We start from the raw sequence: 14,081 nt of genomic DNA, 5'->3' as shown, positions 1-14,081 counted from the left end.
GACAGGAAATGGCTTGCCAGCGACTGTCTCTGTCGTCGCGAGCGTGACTCTCGGTGGTGTAGTGTGGGCGTATGTACTACTGGTGGGGGCTGGGGCTGGGGCTGGGGCTGAGTGGCGAAAGCCCCGGCTGATGGGCGTGTGGGCTGCCTGCGCAGCCAGGTGCTGTTCGGAGCGCGTGGCATGGCGTCGGGGCGCGGACATCGGACTTTCGTCGCGTGAGGTGATTTTCATGGGCTGTCCCCAGGTTTGTAGCGGTGCAACCCTGCAGTGCAGCTTCGGCGTGGCGCCGTCGATGCTCAACGTGTTGCCGGTCAACCGTACGTTGTCGAGCGGCATGCCGGCGGCCAATCTGCAGGATCACATTCCCCTGGTGAACATCCTGCCCTTCGGCATGTGCAGCAGTCTCGCCAACCCGACGGTGGCGGCGGCCACGGCGGCGGCACTTGGCGTGCTGACGCCCATGCCCTGCATACCGGCCACGGCGTCGCCCTGGATACCTGGCGGCCCGCCCACGATGCTGCTGGGGGGCATGCCGGCGCTGGACTCGAACGGTACCTTGATGTGCAACTGGGGCGGGGTGATCAAGGTGCTGATGCCGGGGCAGGTGCAGATGCTGATTCCCTGACCTGATCGAGGACATGTGTTGCGATAATCGGCTTGCTTAAAGGCCGTCATCGTCGGGAAGTGGGGTTGCTACGGCCAGGCCGAAGCGCAGGAATTCCCTGATCAGATCCACCGCCGCCAGAAAGTCATCGGCATCGGCGTGGATCTGTGCTCGCTGCAACATGCTCAGCGCGGCAGCCTTTGCTGTCGGGTTGACGGGCATGGAAGCCTCCATGCGGGTCTTGTACTTGAGGTAGCGCACCTTGGCGTATTGCTGCCAGAGCGCAGCGTCCTCCTCCCAAGGAGGCGGTACCTGCTCGAGGTTGCGGTAGAACAGGACCGGTGTCTTCAGTCGTTTCTGCTCACGATAGACCGCACGTAGTTCAGACGTCGTGACCGGAACGGCCGTGCCTCCGCCACGCATCATGTCGTTGCTCTTATAGGCTTCCTTGTGAACGATCTGGCGCATGCGATCGCCTTGCAGACTGTCCAGCACGAAGTGAATCTTCGCCCGCGTACCGAGGGCCTGGGCCAGGTTCAGGACACCGAACTTGCAGGAGCGGCGAATTCTTTGCAGGGCCAGCAGGTCGTAGTCTCGCGCAGTGGGGATGCTGGATTCCTTTGTTCGTTGCTGCGAAGTCAGAGTGGTGGGTTTGGTGGAGGAGGGATGGTCAAAGAATGCATTGACGTAACGGGTGGCGCGCTCTCGTGGCAACGTCCCCGCTATCCCGGCAATGGTCTGCAAGACCCCAGGTCTCTCGTCGAAAGGTAGAAAGGTGGTGTTGTTGTACTGGTCGATCGTGACCCATACATCGTCAAAGACGGCTTTCAGCGCAGCCTTACCGGTGCTGGAGGCATCATAGAGAATCTCTGCTGCATTTTTGTACTTCTTCCGGTCTTCGCGATCGCCGTAGATAACGTCGCCATCGATGAATGAGAAATTGTCGATGAACTTGGGCATACCGACCTCCGGTGTACATTGTGTCGTCCAACGGTGTTGTTACGTACCCGAGGGCTACTGTGCCTATCCTTCGGGCACTCCGCGCTCGAACCACCAGCGCAGCCGCGAGATTGGCTTGCCGTTGTCGTCCAGCGGCCGGCCGTCTTCGGCGAACGCGCGCGGCTGCTCCAGTGGTGCGCCCTTGAGGTAGCGGGTTTCCTGGGCCAACTGGCCATTGCCGTGGAAGCGGCGGAAGGGGCCGTCCTGTACGCCTTCACGGTAAAAGGCCTGTTCGGCGAGAGTGCCGTCGGCCAGGTAGCTGCAGGCTTCGCCATGCATCAGCCCGTCGCGGTAGTTGACCTTGCGCTGTAGCCAGCCTTCGGCGACGAAGAAGCGCGCCTCGCCGTGCAGCCGCCCACGGACATAGGGCAGCTGCGCGCTGATGCGGCCGTTGGGGTGGTAGAGCGTGCCGGTGCCGTGCAGTTCGCCGTCGCGATAGTCGAGGCTGGCCTGGGGGCGGCCGTGCTCGCTGATGCGCAATGGACCTTCCAGTTCGCCGTCCTGCAGGCGGCCCTGCAGGGTGCTGTCGCCGCGCTTGAGGTCCAGGGTTCCGCTGTTGGCCATGTCGTGGTCCTCAGTTGACCTTCACCAGGCCGCCCTTGAGGGTCAGCATGCCGCCGCCGTCCACCGTCTGCTCGGCACTGGCCTTGTTGGTGAGGCTGACGCCGGCGTCGTTGGTCAGGGAGGTGCCGGCCTTGTTGGTCAGGGAGGTGCCCGCCTGGTTGGTGAGTGACGTTCCGGCCTTGCTGGTCAGCGAGGTGCCGGCCTGGGCGGCAAGATCGGCGTCGGTCTTGAGCGTCAGGCTGCCGCCGCTCTGCAGGGTGAGGGTGCCGCTGACCTTGATGGTGAGGTTGCCATCCACCGTCAGCTCGAAGTTGCCGCTGACCTGGTGGCTGTAGTTGCCGCCGGTGCTGTGGGTCTGGTCGGCGCCGACCTTCACCGTGCGGGTGTCCTTCACGTCCAGCGTGTCGCTGCCGGTCTGGATGGTCACGCTGCGCTTGCCCTTTTCCAGGGTGACGGTCTCGTCGCCTTCCTTCACCGTGCGGGTGCGGGCGTTCTGCACCGTGAGCGTCTCGTCGTGGCCGATGGTGGCGGCGCTGTCGTTGAGCACGTTCACCTTCATGTCCTTCTGCGCCTGCAGGAAGACTTCCTCGGCGTCCTTCTTGTCCTCGAAGCGCAGTTCATTGAAGCCGCCGCCACCTTTCGAGGAATTGGTCTTGATACCCGACTGCGTCTGGTTGTCCGGCAGCGCATAGGGCAAGGCGTTGTCGCCGTTGTAGACGCAGCCGGTGACCAGCGGACGGTCCGGGTCGCCGTCGATGAAGGTGACGATCACCTCCTGGCCGATGCGCGGGATGAACTGCATGCCGAAGCCCTTGCCGCTCCACGGCAGCACCACGCGCACCCAGCAGGACGAGGCCTCGTCGTTCTTGCCCTGCAGGTCCCAGGGGAACTGGATCTTGATGCGGCCGTACTGGTCGGTCCAGATTTCCTCGCCGGCCTTGCCCACCACCTTGGCCGTCTGGGCGTGCATGCGCGGCTTGGGCGTGGTGCGGGGAGGGCGGTAGGCAGTGGCCTTGGGGATGGCCTCGAAGCGGTTGCAGTAGTGCTCGTGGTCGGCCTCGTGGGTCACCGAGATGAGCACCCAGTCGATGTTCAGTGATTCGTCGTCATGCCCGGTGAGGGTGAACCAGTGCCCCGGCACCAGCCAGCGGCAGTCGCTCTCGCCGATCAGGCGCTTCTCCTGGCTGCGCAGGCCGTCCACGCGCAGCTTGGTCAGCGCATCGCCGCGGGCCTTGGCGGTGTAGCCGCCGGGGTGCTCGTACTGCGTGCGTGGCCCGGCTTCTGCCTGGGCTTGCGAGTAGAGCGAAGTGGTGGGCGTGGTGAACTCGTAGTCGGTGGCGCTGTAGGTCCCGGCCACCGCCTGCAGGCAGTACTGCGCGGAGCGAATGCCATGCAGTTCGCGCACGCCGATCTCCTGGCCCAGGTGCGGCACCTTCGGCCCGTTGGGGATAGGCGGGAAGGCATCGTTGCTGTCCGCCAGCACCAGGGTGTGCTTGCCCTCTTCGTGGGTGAAGAACCAGAAGATGCCTTCCTCCTCCAGCAGCCGCGAGACGAAGGCGAAATCACTTTCGCCGTACTGCACGCAATACTCGCGGGGCTCGTAGCTGCCCGTCAGCGACAGCTTGAAGTCGGTGAAGCCGTGGGACTTGAAGATCGTGGTGACGATGTCGCTGGTGGCGAGGTTCTGGAAGACACGGTTGTTGCTGGCCAGGGTCAGCCACCAGAGCCAGGGGCGCAGGACCAGTTGATAGCGGTCGGAGGTGGCGTCGGCGGGGAGTTGGTGGATTTCGGCGACCAGGGCGTCGAGGGGGCGTTGGTTGGCATCGTTGTGCAGGGTGGTGGTGAGGTGGCTGGCTATGGCGCCGGGCAGCGCCAGTGGATTGCTGCTGAAGCCAAGCAGGTTCAACTGGGTGAGATCGTTCAGCGCCTCCTGCCCGGTAATACGCTGCGGGTAGAGATCCGCCAGCGCCGGGGCGTTCAGGAAGAAGCTGGTGGTGGTATCGGTGGGACGGGGCATCGAAGTCCTTGGCTAATCATGTCGTTGCTGGATTATCGAGCTCCAGATGTGCGTGTTTTTGCTGAGCCTATCTGCGCGGAACACGCTCAGACCTCTCCCGGAGCAGGTTTTGAAAGTCCCTCGATAGCATTTTCCAGAATTTTTTCCAGTTCGCCCTGGCCGTATGATTCACAGCTTTTTATGCAGCTTTTAACAAGTTTCTGTTCGCGGATTAAATTGTACTGATTAATGACGGCAACTGTCCCGCCAGCAGTGTTGAGGTAATTGGTGAACTTGATGGCTGCCAATGCGGTTGCACAAGCAGCGGGATGCCTGAATTGCAGGGCTGCTCGAGTGAGTGTCCCCAGGTAATTCATGGCCATATATTTGATCGCTACGGCTGAAGCCATTCCGCCTAGTTGATAGACGATTTGGGATTTTATTTCATTATCCATTCGATTTATCGTTGTTTGGCCGAGATATGGAACCTTGGAGACATACCATCCGAACCCGGAGTAAGTCAGGGCGTTTTGGCCTCCGAGGGCATATCCTATACCTGCGCAGAACATGTTTTTGAAGCCGGGATATATGTTTTTATTTATCTCTTGGAGGTGTTGTATGGTTATTATTTTTGGCGCGAGAAATCCATTTTTGAAGCTTGCCCAGTAGTCTGGGGTGAACCAGAAATAACGTTTTACGTTTGAGTTTATGCTTTGAATGGACCAGCCCTTGTTGTCGCACATTTAACGTATCCTTATGCTTTTCAGTTATCCCAGCACCCACTCCGCCAACTTCCCCGTCACCTCCGCCATCAACACATTTTCAATATCCCGCGCCCCCGCCGAACTGCACTTGGCGAGCACCGCCTTGACGATCGCCGGGTCGAAGTCGAATTGCTTGCCGGTAGCCGCCTTGTAGCGCTCGCGCAGCTTCTCCAGCTTCGCGACGACGATCCCTTCCAGCGTCGCTTCCTCCAGCGGCCGGTAGGGCACCACCGTCATGCGCGCCAGGAAGGCGGCGCGGAAGGCTTGCAGCAGCACCTTGCGCAGGCGTTCGTCGAAGGTGGGCGTAGCGGTCTGTTCCGAAGGGGTGTCCAGCAGCAGTTCGGCGCCGACGTTGCTGGTGGCGAGGATCACGGTGTTCTTGAAGTCCACCACCAGGCCGGTGCCGTCCTCCATCACGCCCTTGTCGAAGACGTTGTAGAAGGCTTCCAGCACGTCGGGGTGGGCCTTCTCGATTTCGTCCAGCAGGACCACCGAGTAGGGCCGGCGGCGCACGGCCTCGGTGAGCACGCCGCCGCTGCCGTAGCCGACGTAGCCGGGCGGGGCGCCCTTGAGCTGGCTGACGGTGTGGGCTTCCTGGTACTCGGAAAGGTTGATGCTGATGAGGTTGCGCTCGCCGCCGTAGAGGGCGTCGGCCAGGGCGTAGGCGGTTTCGGTCTTGCCCACGCCGGTGGGGCCGAGCAGGAGGAACACGCCCACCGGCTTGGCCGGGTCGGTGAGGCCGGCGCGGTAGGCCTGGATGCGCTGGGCGATGGTGCCCAGCGCCGCTTCCTGGCCCATCACCCGCTGGCTCATGCGTTGCGCCAGGGTGCGGATGGCGTGGGCCTCGTCGGCGAGCATCTTGCCCACCGGGATGCCGGTCCAGCCGGCGATCACCGCGGCCACGGTCTTCGAGTCGACCTGTTCGGGCACCAGCGGGTCGTCCTCGCGGATGGCGTCGAGGCCGGCTTCCAGGCGCGCCAGTTCGGCGGCCAGATGATCGATGCGGCCGTCGAGTTCCTCGTCGGGCTTGGCGGCGTCGGCGCTTTCGCTCAGGGTCAGTAGTTCGCGGCGCGATTGCAGCAGCTCGCGCACCGCCTCGCGTTCCTCGCCCCAGCGTTTTTCCAGGGCGCGGATGGCGGCGAGGTTGTCCACCGATTCCTGTTCCAGGCTGGTGATGCGCGTGCTGTGGTCCAGGCCGGTGGCCTGTTCGCGACGCAGGCGTTGCAGCTCTTCTTCCACCGCCAGTTCGCGGTGGCGCAGGTTTTCCAGTGCCGGCGGGACATCGTGCTGGGCCAGGGCGACGCGGGCACAGGCGGTGTCCAGCACGCTGATGGCCTTGTCCGGCAACTGGCGGCCGGAGATGTAGCGGTGCGAGAGCTTCACCGCGTCGTGGATGGCCACGTCCAGCACCTGCACGCCGTGGTGCTGTTCGAGCTTGGCGGCCACACCGCGCAGCATGTCGACGGCGGTGGCCTCGTCCGGTTCCTCGACCTGCACCAGCTGGAAGCGCCGGGCCAGCGCCGGGTCCTTCTCGAAGTACTTCTTGTATTCCAGCCAGGTGGTGGCGGCGAGGGTGCGCAGCTCGCCACGGGCCAGGGCCGGCTTGAGCAGGTTGGCGGCATCGCTGCCGCCTTCCGCGCCGCCGGCGCCGATCAGGGTGTGGGCCTCGTCGATGAACAGGATGATCGGCTGCTCGCTGCTGCGCACTGCGTCGATCACGCCTTTCAGGCGCTGCTCGAACTCGCCCTTGACCCCGGCGCCGGCCTGCAGCAGGCCGAGGTCGAGTACGCGCAGAATCACGCCTTGCAGCGGAGGTGGCACTTCCCCGGCGGCGATGCGCAGGGCCAGGCCTTCCACTACGGCGGTCTTGCCGACGCCGGGCGCACCGACGAGGATCGGGTTGTTCTGCCGGCGGCGCAGGAGGATGTCCACGCACTGGCGGATCTCGCCGTCGCGCCCGACGATGGGGTCGATGCGCCCGGCGTGGGCGTCGGCGGTGAGGTCCTGGGTGTATTGGTCGAGCACGCTGTCCTGGGCCGCCGCGTTGGCGGGTTTCGTCTTGTCCGGAGTGCGTGCGCTGGGTGGCTGTTCGCGGGAGCCTTCGGTCCATTCCAGGAGTTTTTCCCGCAGCGTTTCGTGGGGAATGCGCAGCAGCGACGAGGCGCTGTTGAGCAGCAGGGCGCGGCGTTCCTCGCGGTCGAGCAGGGCGAGCAGCAGCAGCCCGGAGCGGATCGTCGGCTGGCCGAGCACGCTGGTCTGCACCACCGCGTCTTCCAGCAGGCCGATGGTTTGCGTGGAGAGTGCCGGGGTGCGCGTGCTGCCGATGCGGAACAGCTCCAGCGCGGTGTTGATCTCGCCCACCAATTGGTCGCGCTCGAGGCCGAAGCGCGGCAGCAGCCGGGCGAGGTCGCCGCCGTCGATGTCCAGCAGTTCCAGCAGCAGGTGCTCGATCTCGACGTAGTGATGGGTGCGTTGCAGGCAGCGCTGCGCGGCGCGCTCCAGGGCGCGGCGGGATTCGGGATTGAGGCGGCCGATCAGGCTGGCGAGGTCCATCAGGGCATCTCCGCGTGGCGCAGGGTCAGGTCGATGGGCTGCACGGCGCCGCCGCTGCGGCGCAGGCCGGTGTTCCAGTTCAGCCGTGGGGCATTGCCGCGACCGAGGGCGAGCGGCCCGCTGGCGCGCACCAGCAGGCGCAGCCGGCAGTCGAGGTCGGGGCCGAAGTACAGCGCGCACAGATGTGCCAGCAATGGATAGGCGGCACCATCGGGGAGGAAGTGCCGGGCGGTGGTTTCGTCCAGCGGGCCGAGGCGCAGGTGGAAGCCGGCGTGCTCGTCCCAGACGCGGGTACCGGCGATGGCGTCGCGGCCCAGCCCGAGGTTGGCGCCGCCGCGCTTCAGCATGCTGCGCCTGGCCGGGGGGATCTCGCGCCAGGCGCCGGCATAGGCTTCGCACTGGGCGGGAATGCCGAACTGTTCGCGGAGTATGACGGCGAAGCCGACCAGTGAGCGGCGATTGCCGGCGAAGTGCGCACTGCGGGCGAGGACGCTGGCGTCGGGTAGCGGGCCGCGCTCGTGCAGGGCCGCAGGCAGCAGGCCGACCAGGGCGCGCAGCGGCTGTCGCAGGGGAGCCTCTGCCGGTGCCTGGAAACCCACGGCCAGCCGGTGCTTGCGCAACACCCGGTAGAGCAGGCTGAGCAGGCGGTGCTGGAACAGGTCGAGGAACTCGCCAGGCGCATGATCCTTCTGCCGTGCGCGCTGCTGCAGCCACTCCTGGTAAGCGTAGGGCAGGGCGCCGTCGGCCCCGCCCAGGCCGAAGATGGAGGTGCTCAGCAGCGGCCGGCCGTCCTCGTCTTCCAGTGCATCGATCTGGCTGGGGGCGAAGACCGGCGTCAGCGGCCCGCGCAGGCGCAGCGCTTCGGCATCCGGACGGCTACCGTGGCCCAGGGGCGTTGCCTGGGGTTGTTCGTGCTCCAGCAGGAGCAGGGCCTGCAGCCACTCGAAACGATGCGGCTCGGCGCGCAGGCGCCGGCTCAGAGAGTGATGGGCTGGCCGGCCTGGGGTTGCCATCGGCAAATCTCCTGGTCCGATTGCACCAGCACCGTGCGCACGAAGCGGTTGGCGTTGGCGTACAGCGAGAAGAACTGTGCGAGCACGGCGCTGAACAGCACCGCGCTGGCGCCGACGAAGGCCTGGCGCTCCAGGTGCACGCGTACTTCCAGGCCGTTGCGCCAGCCGCGCCAGGCGTCGCTGCCGACATGGTCGACCACGCGCTCGCAATCCAGCGCCACCAGTCCCTCGATCTGGCGCGAGGCGAGTTTGTCTTCGCTGAAATCGTGCAGCGCGAGGATTTCCCGCAGGGCGTCAAGGGCCTGCGGACCCTCCACCAGGGATAGGTGGTTGAGCGTCAGTTGCGAGACCAGTTGCCAGCGCGAGGGGCCGTCCAGGGCTGGCTGGGATTGCCGGCTCGGTGCCCGCAGCAAGGTGGCGCGGGCCACCGGGCCGGGCCGTTCGAAGGACAGTTCGGTGCCCGCCGGCAGGTATTCGGCCAGGCTGCGGTTGGTGCACAGCAGTTCGGCGCTGAGGCTGTACTGCGGAGTCTCTTCCAGCGGTTGCAGGCCGGCGTCGACCAGGCTCAGCAACAGGTCGCTGCCGCGCCGGTTGGGTGTCATGCCCTCGACTCGCCGTGCGTGCCAGTAGAGGCCGAATGCGCCGGGGCGGTGCTGGGTGCCGTGGTAGGGCGCGACCTCGACCACGCCCTGCGGGGTGCTGGCGCGCAGCGAGCGGATGCTGTGGATTTCCACCGAGTTCTCGCGGTGGGCGTCGGCGACCAGCCGGTATTCGCTGCGCGTACCGTCCGGCCGCAGCGGCTCGGAGGTGCGCGGGAACAGGTTGATCGCCGGCACGCAGCCCAGCGCCAGGTCGCTGGCCTGCAGGGTCAGGCGGGCGGGGGCGGGGCGATCGAAGAGGATGTAGAGATACAGCTGCTCGCCGCTGGCGCGCAGGCCGTGCAGCGGCACGTCGAAGAAGGCGAACTTGTCGGGGAAGGCGAAGTACTCGGCGAGCAGGCGCAAGCCGGGGTGGACGCGGTCGTCCTCGGGCAGCAGGGCCTGTTCGGCGGCGAAGCCGACCCGTTGCGGCAGGCTGGCAAGGCGTTGCGGTTCGGCGCCCTCGGCCTTGGCGATGAGGCCGCAGGCATGGGCGCCGAGCAGGTCGTAGAGGGCGGCCTTGGCGACGGCGTTGGCGGTCAGGTGGATGCGCAGGCTGTCGATGCCCAGTGCCGCCCAGCCGTCCTTGTCGAGGCAGCGCAGGTCGAGACGCAGGGCGGAGCGGATGCCGGCGACGCCGGTGGCGGCCTGGGCTTCTTCGGCTCCCAGCAGCACGGCCTCGGCGATGCGCAGCGGCCACAGCGTGACTTCGTCGGCGGTGCGCCAGTGCAGGGTCTGGCCGCGCAGCTCGTCGGGCAGTTCGATGCGCTCCTGGCCCGGCACGCTGACGAACAGTGGCGTGCCGCGTGGCAGGCGGTAGCCGGCGCTCAGGTTGCCCTTGGCCGGGTCCGGCTCGAAACGCACCACGGCGCAGGAGGGCAGGGGCCGCAGGGCGAGGGGGTAGAGCTGTTCCAGCAGGGCGTCGCTGAACTGCGCGTAATCGTCGTCCAGGCGCCGTTGCAGGCGCGCGGCGAGCAGCGCGAAGCCTTCCAGCAGGCGCTCGACGTGCGGGTCGCCACACTCGCCGGGGCCCAGTTCCAGGCGTCGCGCCACCTTGGGATAGCGCGCGGCGAATCCAGCGCCGGCGTGGCGCAGCCAGGTCAGTTCGCTCTGGTAGTAATCCAGCAGTTCGGCGTCAATCGAGTCGCTCATGGCGTACTTCCAGTGTTCCGCCAACGGGGATGAGTTCGAACAGCAGCGGTGCGCGGCTGGTGTCCTGGCGCAGGTTGCCGAGCAGGCGCACGCGCAGGCGCTGCGGCTGGAGCGGGTCGGCGTCGACCACCACTTCGCTCAGCCCCAGGCGTGGTTCGAAGCGGGTCACCGCGCGACGGATTTCCCGTGCCAGGTGCAGGCGGTCGGCTTCGCGGCGGGCTTGCAGGGCGGTCCAGTCGGCGATGCCGTAGGCGAGGATACCGACGCCATTGCCGGCCGGGCTGCGGCTGTTGAGCAGGCGCGACAGTTCCTGCGCGACCGAGGCCGCCAATGCGCGGCTGTCGAAGGTCGGGTCCGCCCCTCCGGAGTCGGCGAGGCGGTCCAGCAGCGGAGGCCGACCGATGCTTTGCAAGGTCCGGCGCCCTTAGCTGGCCAGCTTGTTGGCGGCCATGTCCCAGGTCGAGGCGGCGGTGCCTTCCTTGCTGCCGTCGTCCTTCTGCGCGGTGAGCTCCCATTTGATCTTGGTGAAGTTCAGCGACAGGGTTTCCACCGGCTTGCCGCCGGCGCCGCCGCTGACGCTGACGTTGGACAGCACCACGTTGTTCAGGGTGTAGGTGATGAAGGGCATGACCTTGCCGTCGCCTTCGGCGGCGTTGCGCCCGATGGTGAGGATGGCGGTGGGGATGGCTTTGCCGGAGCAGCAGTATTCGTTGAGCGTCGGGGTGGAGGTGTCGACGAACTTGGTCAGGGTGAACTCGCCGATATGCGGCTTGCCGGAGGTGCGCTCGGAGTTGCTGACATCGTTAGTCACCTGCATGGCGACGTTGTGGCTGTAGGACATGATTTCGATCTTGTCTTCGAAGCCGGCCAGCAGGCTGTCGCCCTTGATGTCGTCGCCCAGGTCGAGAAGTATCGCATCCATGTTGGAAAACTCCGCTGCATGAAAGAAGTTGGATCAGGTGAAGGGGGCCGCCCGCGCGGGCGACCCCTCTGGGTCAGGCGGCGACCGGCGGCGGCAGGCTGGCTACCAGGCGGATCGAGGCGGTCAGTTCTTCCAGCTGGAAGTGCGGCCGCAGGAACACCGTGGCGCGGTAGACCCCGGGCTTGCCGGCGACCTCGCTGACGTCCACGCGGGCTTCGCGCAGCGGGTACTGCGCCTTGATCTCCTGCGGGGCGTTGTCGTTGATCAGCACGTAGTCGGCGATCCAGTTGTTGAGGTAGGTCTGCACGTTGTCGCGGGTCATGAAGCTGCCCACCTTGTCGCGCATGATCACCTTCAGGTAGTGGGCGAAGCGCGAGGCCGCCAGCACGTACGGCAGCATCGCCGAGAGCCGCGCGTTGGCGTTGGCCTCGTTGGTGTTGTACTGGCGCGGCTTGTTGGTGGACTGGCCACCGAAGAACACCGCGAGGTCGGTGTTCTTCTTGTGGCACAGGGCGATGAAGCCCAGGTCGTTGAGCTCCTTCTCGCGGCGGTCGGTGATCGCCACCTCGGTCGGGCACTTGAGCGACAGGTCGCCGGCCTGGGTGCGGAAGGTATGTGCCGGCAGGCCTTCGACGGCGCCGCCACCTTCGCTGCCGCGGATCGCCGCGCACCAGCCGTACTTGCTGAAGGCATCGGTGATGCGCTGGGCCAGGACCCAGGCGGCGTTGCCCCAGAGGTATTTGGCGTGGTCGCTGCCGTCCACGTCCTCGATGAAGTTCATGCCTTCCACCGGCAGGGTTTCCGGGCCGTAGGGCAGGCGCACCAGGAAGCGCGGCAGCGCCAGGGAGACGTAGCGCGAATCCTCGCTCTCGCGGAACGAGCGCCACTTGATCAGCTCCAGGCTCTCGAAGACCTTGCTCAGGTCGCGCGGCACCGCCAGTTCGGTGAAGCTGCCCATGTCGAACAGGCGCGGGCTGGCGGCGGCGATGAAGGGCGCATGGGCGGCGGCGGCGACGTTGGAGAGTTTCTCCAGCAGGGCGATGTCCTGCGGGTGACGGCCGAAGGAGTAGTCGCCCAGCAGCAGGCTGAACGGGTGGCCGCCGAAGGTGCCGTATTCCTCTTCGTAGATCTTCTTGAACAGCGCGCTCTGGTCGAACTCGACGGCCTTCTCCAGGTCGTTCTGCAGGTCCTGCTGACTGACGTTGAGCAGGCGCAGTTTCAGCCGCGCGCCGGTCTCGCTGTTCTGCACCAACTGGTGCAGGCCGCGCCAGGAGGATTCGAGTTGCTGCACCTCGGGATGGTGCAGGATCTGGTTGAGCTGGGCGCTGATCAGCTCGTCGATGCGGCCGATGCGCTCGTTGATCATGGCCACGGTGTCCTTGCTGACGCTCATGCCTTCGTCGAGGACCTGGGTGGCGAACTCCGCGAGCATGTCGCGGGCATATTCCTGCTGGCTGTCGTCGTGGGCCATGCGGCCTTCGGCGATGATGTGGTCGAGCAGGTCGAGGGTCTGGGTGCTGCCTTCGGCGCCTTGCGCCGCAGCCGAACTGGGTTTGGCCATTGCTGTGCTCTCCTGGCGGCGGAATCAGGCTTGTGGTTCGGTGGGTGCTTCGCCGTCGTCGTCGGCGGCCTGGGCAGCGTCGTCGGCGGCGCCGGCCTCGGCACTCACCGGGTGGGTCGCGCGGATTTCCTGCAGACCCTCGGTGTTGCTCACCACGTCCTGCAGCAACTGGTCCAGCTCATCGTTGCCGTCGAGCTTGGTGAGCAGGTCGCGCAGGCGCTGGCGGGCCTCGAACAGCCGTCGCAGGGGGACCACTTGGTTGACGATGCTCACCGGGTCGAAGTCGTCGATATGCTTGAAGTTCAGCTCGACGTTGAGCTTGCTGCCGTCGTTGGCCAGGGTGTTATCCACCTGCAGCGCCACGCGCGGGCCGATGGAGGACAGCACGGCATTGAAGTTGTCGCGGTCGATTTCGGTGAAGCGGCGTTCGCTGAGCTTGGGCAGGGGAGTGTCGGGCTTGCCCGAGAGGTCGGAGAGGATGCCGAGCACCAGGGGCAGTTCCTTCTTCTCGATGGCGTTGCCGATTTCGACGTCGTAGGTGATCTGGACCCTGGGTGGGCGCACCCGGTCCAGCTTGTGCTGTGTGCTTTCTGCCATGCTGGCGAACTCCGCTGCGTAGGAGGCGGGCACGCCGCAGCGGTGTCGCTGTCGTCGCGCTCCTTGGCAGGATCACACGCGACAGGAAGGGGCATGCTACTCAGGCCTGTCCTTGGCGATCCCATCTGGGCTCGTTTGTCCACGAGCTACCCCAAGCACGCTAGATCAGGTTGATAAAAACGCAAATGCGAAAATAATCTCTGACAGACATTTCACAAGGATGTTTCATGAAGTCGACGAAAGCCTGTCTCTGTGCTGTGCTCCTGGCAGTCATCAGCGGTTGTTCATTGTTCGGCCCGAAGGTCGATGTCGACCGTCTGACCCTGGATGTCGCGAGCAAGGCCAATGGCGATTCGCCCATCGCCGTGGACTTCGTCGCGGTACAGGATGCGGATCTGCTCAAGCTGCTCTCGGCAATGAGCGCCAAACAGTGGTTCAGCGATCGCGAACAGTATCGCCGCGACTACCAGAAGCAGCTCTCCGTGTGGAGTCTGGAGCTGGTGCCAGGGCAGTTCATGGAGGCCAGGGATTTCCCCCTGGCCGGCAAGCCGGCGGCTGGACTTTTGGTCTTTGCTGGCTATAACACTCCCGGCGCTCATCGCATGCGTCTGGAGCAGCAGCCCAACGTTTGGCTGCGTTTCGACAGCAGGGAAATGCGCCTGCTGAGTGCCGACGAGCACTGAGCCGCCGTCCCCCGGGGCGGGCTCATGACAATCCA

The 14,081-nt window shown here is 65.6% G+C and carries 13 protein-coding genes; 2 read left to right on the top strand and 11 right to left on the bottom strand.

Annotation, left to right across the window (positions count from 1 at the left end; all coding sequences use genetic code 11):
- The first annotated feature begins 229 nt into the window (after positions 1-229).
- Positions 230-625: a DUF4280 domain-containing protein gene (locus H681_RS14925; protein ID WP_015477710.1), complete on the top strand. Its 396-nt coding sequence runs from the start codon at positions 230-232 to the stop codon at positions 623-625.
- Between the two features lie 36 nt (positions 626-661).
- Here the strand turns inward: H681_RS14925 and H681_RS14920 are convergent, their stop codons facing one another.
- The 11 genes from H681_RS14920 to tssB form a co-directional block, all read right to left on the bottom strand.
- Positions 662-1,564 carry a hypothetical protein gene (locus H681_RS14920; RefSeq protein ID WP_015477709.1) on the bottom strand — a complete coding sequence of 301 codons (903 nt, stop codon included), beginning with the start codon at positions 1,562-1,564 and terminating at the stop codon, positions 662-664.
- Between the two features lie 63 nt (positions 1,565-1,627).
- Positions 1,628-2,167 (bottom strand): toxin-antitoxin system YwqK family antitoxin, encoded by a 540-nt coding sequence (locus tag H681_RS14915; RefSeq protein ID WP_015477708.1) that lies wholly within the window; start codon positions 2,165-2,167, stop codon positions 1,628-1,630.
- A 10-nt stretch (positions 2,168-2,177) separates the two neighbouring features.
- Positions 2,178-4,184 (bottom strand): type VI secretion system Vgr family protein, encoded by a 2,007-nt coding sequence (gene tssI, locus H681_RS14910; RefSeq protein WP_015477707.1) that lies wholly within the window; start codon positions 4,182-4,184, stop codon positions 2,178-2,180.
- An 86-nt stretch (positions 4,185-4,270) separates the two neighbouring features.
- Complete coding sequence (locus H681_RS26440) at positions 4,271-4,906, bottom strand: hypothetical protein (RefSeq protein ID WP_157883331.1); 636 nt, start codon at positions 4,904-4,906, stop codon at positions 4,271-4,273.
- Between the two features lie 24 nt (positions 4,907-4,930).
- On the bottom strand, positions 4,931-7,480 hold the full coding sequence (gene tssH, locus H681_RS14905; RefSeq protein WP_015477706.1) for a type VI secretion system ATPase TssH: 2,550 nt from the start codon (positions 7,478-7,480) through the stop codon (positions 4,931-4,933).
- Positions 7,480-8,493, bottom strand: coding sequence for a type VI secretion system baseplate subunit TssG (gene tssG / locus H681_RS14900; protein WP_015477705.1), 1,014 nt, complete (start codon positions 8,491-8,493; stop codon positions 7,480-7,482). The genes tssH and tssG overlap by 1 nt, the downstream gene beginning before the upstream one ends.
- Positions 8,457-10,283 (bottom strand): type VI secretion system baseplate subunit TssF, encoded by a 1,827-nt coding sequence (gene tssF / locus H681_RS14895; RefSeq protein ID WP_015477704.1) that lies wholly within the window; start codon positions 10,281-10,283, stop codon positions 8,457-8,459. Before tssF ends, tssG begins: the two co-directional genes overlap by 37 nt.
- Complete coding sequence (gene tssE / locus H681_RS14890; protein WP_015477703.1) at positions 10,267-10,695, bottom strand: type VI secretion system baseplate subunit TssE; 429 nt, start codon at positions 10,693-10,695, stop codon at positions 10,267-10,269. The genes tssF and tssE overlap by 17 nt, the downstream gene beginning before the upstream one ends.
- Before the next feature lie 12 nt (positions 10,696-10,707).
- The gene (locus H681_RS14885) at positions 10,708-11,205 is read right to left on the bottom strand and encodes an Hcp family type VI secretion system effector (protein WP_015477702.1); all 498 of its coding nucleotides are present in this window, start codon (positions 11,203-11,205) and stop codon (positions 10,708-10,710) included.
- A 73-nt stretch (positions 11,206-11,278) separates the two neighbouring features.
- Positions 11,279-12,766 (bottom strand): type VI secretion system contractile sheath large subunit, encoded by a 1,488-nt coding sequence (gene tssC, locus H681_RS14880; RefSeq protein WP_015477701.1) that lies wholly within the window; start codon positions 12,764-12,766, stop codon positions 11,279-11,281.
- Between the two features lie 24 nt (positions 12,767-12,790).
- Positions 12,791-13,363 (bottom strand): type VI secretion system contractile sheath small subunit, encoded by a 573-nt coding sequence (tssB, locus tag H681_RS14875; RefSeq protein ID WP_015477700.1) that lies wholly within the window; start codon positions 13,361-13,363, stop codon positions 12,791-12,793.
- Positions 13,364-13,590: 227 nt separating this feature from the next.
- Here tssB and H681_RS14870 point away from each other — a divergent pair, with 227 nt between their 5' ends.
- Positions 13,591-14,046: a type VI secretion protein gene (locus H681_RS14870; RefSeq protein WP_041712046.1), complete on the top strand. Its 456-nt coding sequence runs from the start codon at positions 13,591-13,593 to the stop codon at positions 14,044-14,046.
- Positions 14,047-14,081: the final 35 nt, after the last annotated feature.

This window comes from Pseudomonas sp. ATCC 13867 (assembly GCF_000349845.1).
In the GTDB taxonomy this organism is placed as follows: Bacteria; Pseudomonadota; Gammaproteobacteria; order Pseudomonadales; family Pseudomonadaceae; genus Pseudomonas.
Note: the sequence above shows the minus strand (reverse complement) of the source record. Positions and strands in the feature narration are given on the sequence as shown.

Bases quoted from the DNA above. Each gene is read 5' to 3' on its own strand.
- H681_RS14925 (WP_015477710.1), top strand. From the start codon at position 230: ATGGGCTGTCCCCAGGTTTGTAGCGGTGCAACCCTGCAGTGCAGCTTC.
- H681_RS14920 (WP_015477709.1), bottom strand. From the start codon at position 1,564: ATGCCCAAGTTCATCGACAATTTCTCATTCATCGATGGCGACGTTATC.
- H681_RS14915 (WP_015477708.1), bottom strand. From the start codon at position 2,167: ATGGCCAACAGCGGAACCCTGGACCTCAAGCGCGGCGACAGCACCCTG.
- tssI (WP_015477707.1), bottom strand. From the start codon at position 4,184: ATGCCCCGTCCCACCGATACCACCACCAGCTTCTTCCTGAACGCCCCG.
- H681_RS26440 (WP_157883331.1), bottom strand. From the start codon at position 4,906: ATGTGCGACAACAAGGGCTGGTCCATTCAAAGCATAAACTCAAACGTA.
- tssH (WP_015477706.1), bottom strand. From the start codon at position 7,480: ATGGACCTCGCCAGCCTGATCGGCCGCCTCAATCCCGAATCCCGCCGC.
- tssG (WP_015477705.1), bottom strand. From the start codon at position 8,493: ATGGCAACCCCAGGCCGGCCAGCCCATCACTCTCTGAGCCGGCGCCTG.
- tssF (WP_015477704.1), bottom strand. From the start codon at position 10,283: ATGAGCGACTCGATTGACGCCGAACTGCTGGATTACTACCAGAGCGAA.
- H681_RS14885 (WP_015477702.1), bottom strand. From the start codon at position 11,205: ATGGATGCGATACTTCTCGACCTGGGCGACGACATCAAGGGCGACAGC.
- tssC (WP_015477701.1), bottom strand. From the start codon at position 12,766: ATGGCCAAACCCAGTTCGGCTGCGGCGCAAGGCGCCGAAGGCAGCACC.
- tssB (WP_015477700.1), bottom strand. From the start codon at position 13,363: ATGGCAGAAAGCACACAGCACAAGCTGGACCGGGTGCGCCCACCCAGG.
- H681_RS14870 (WP_041712046.1), top strand. From the start codon at position 13,591: ATGAAGTCGACGAAAGCCTGTCTCTGTGCTGTGCTCCTGGCAGTCATC.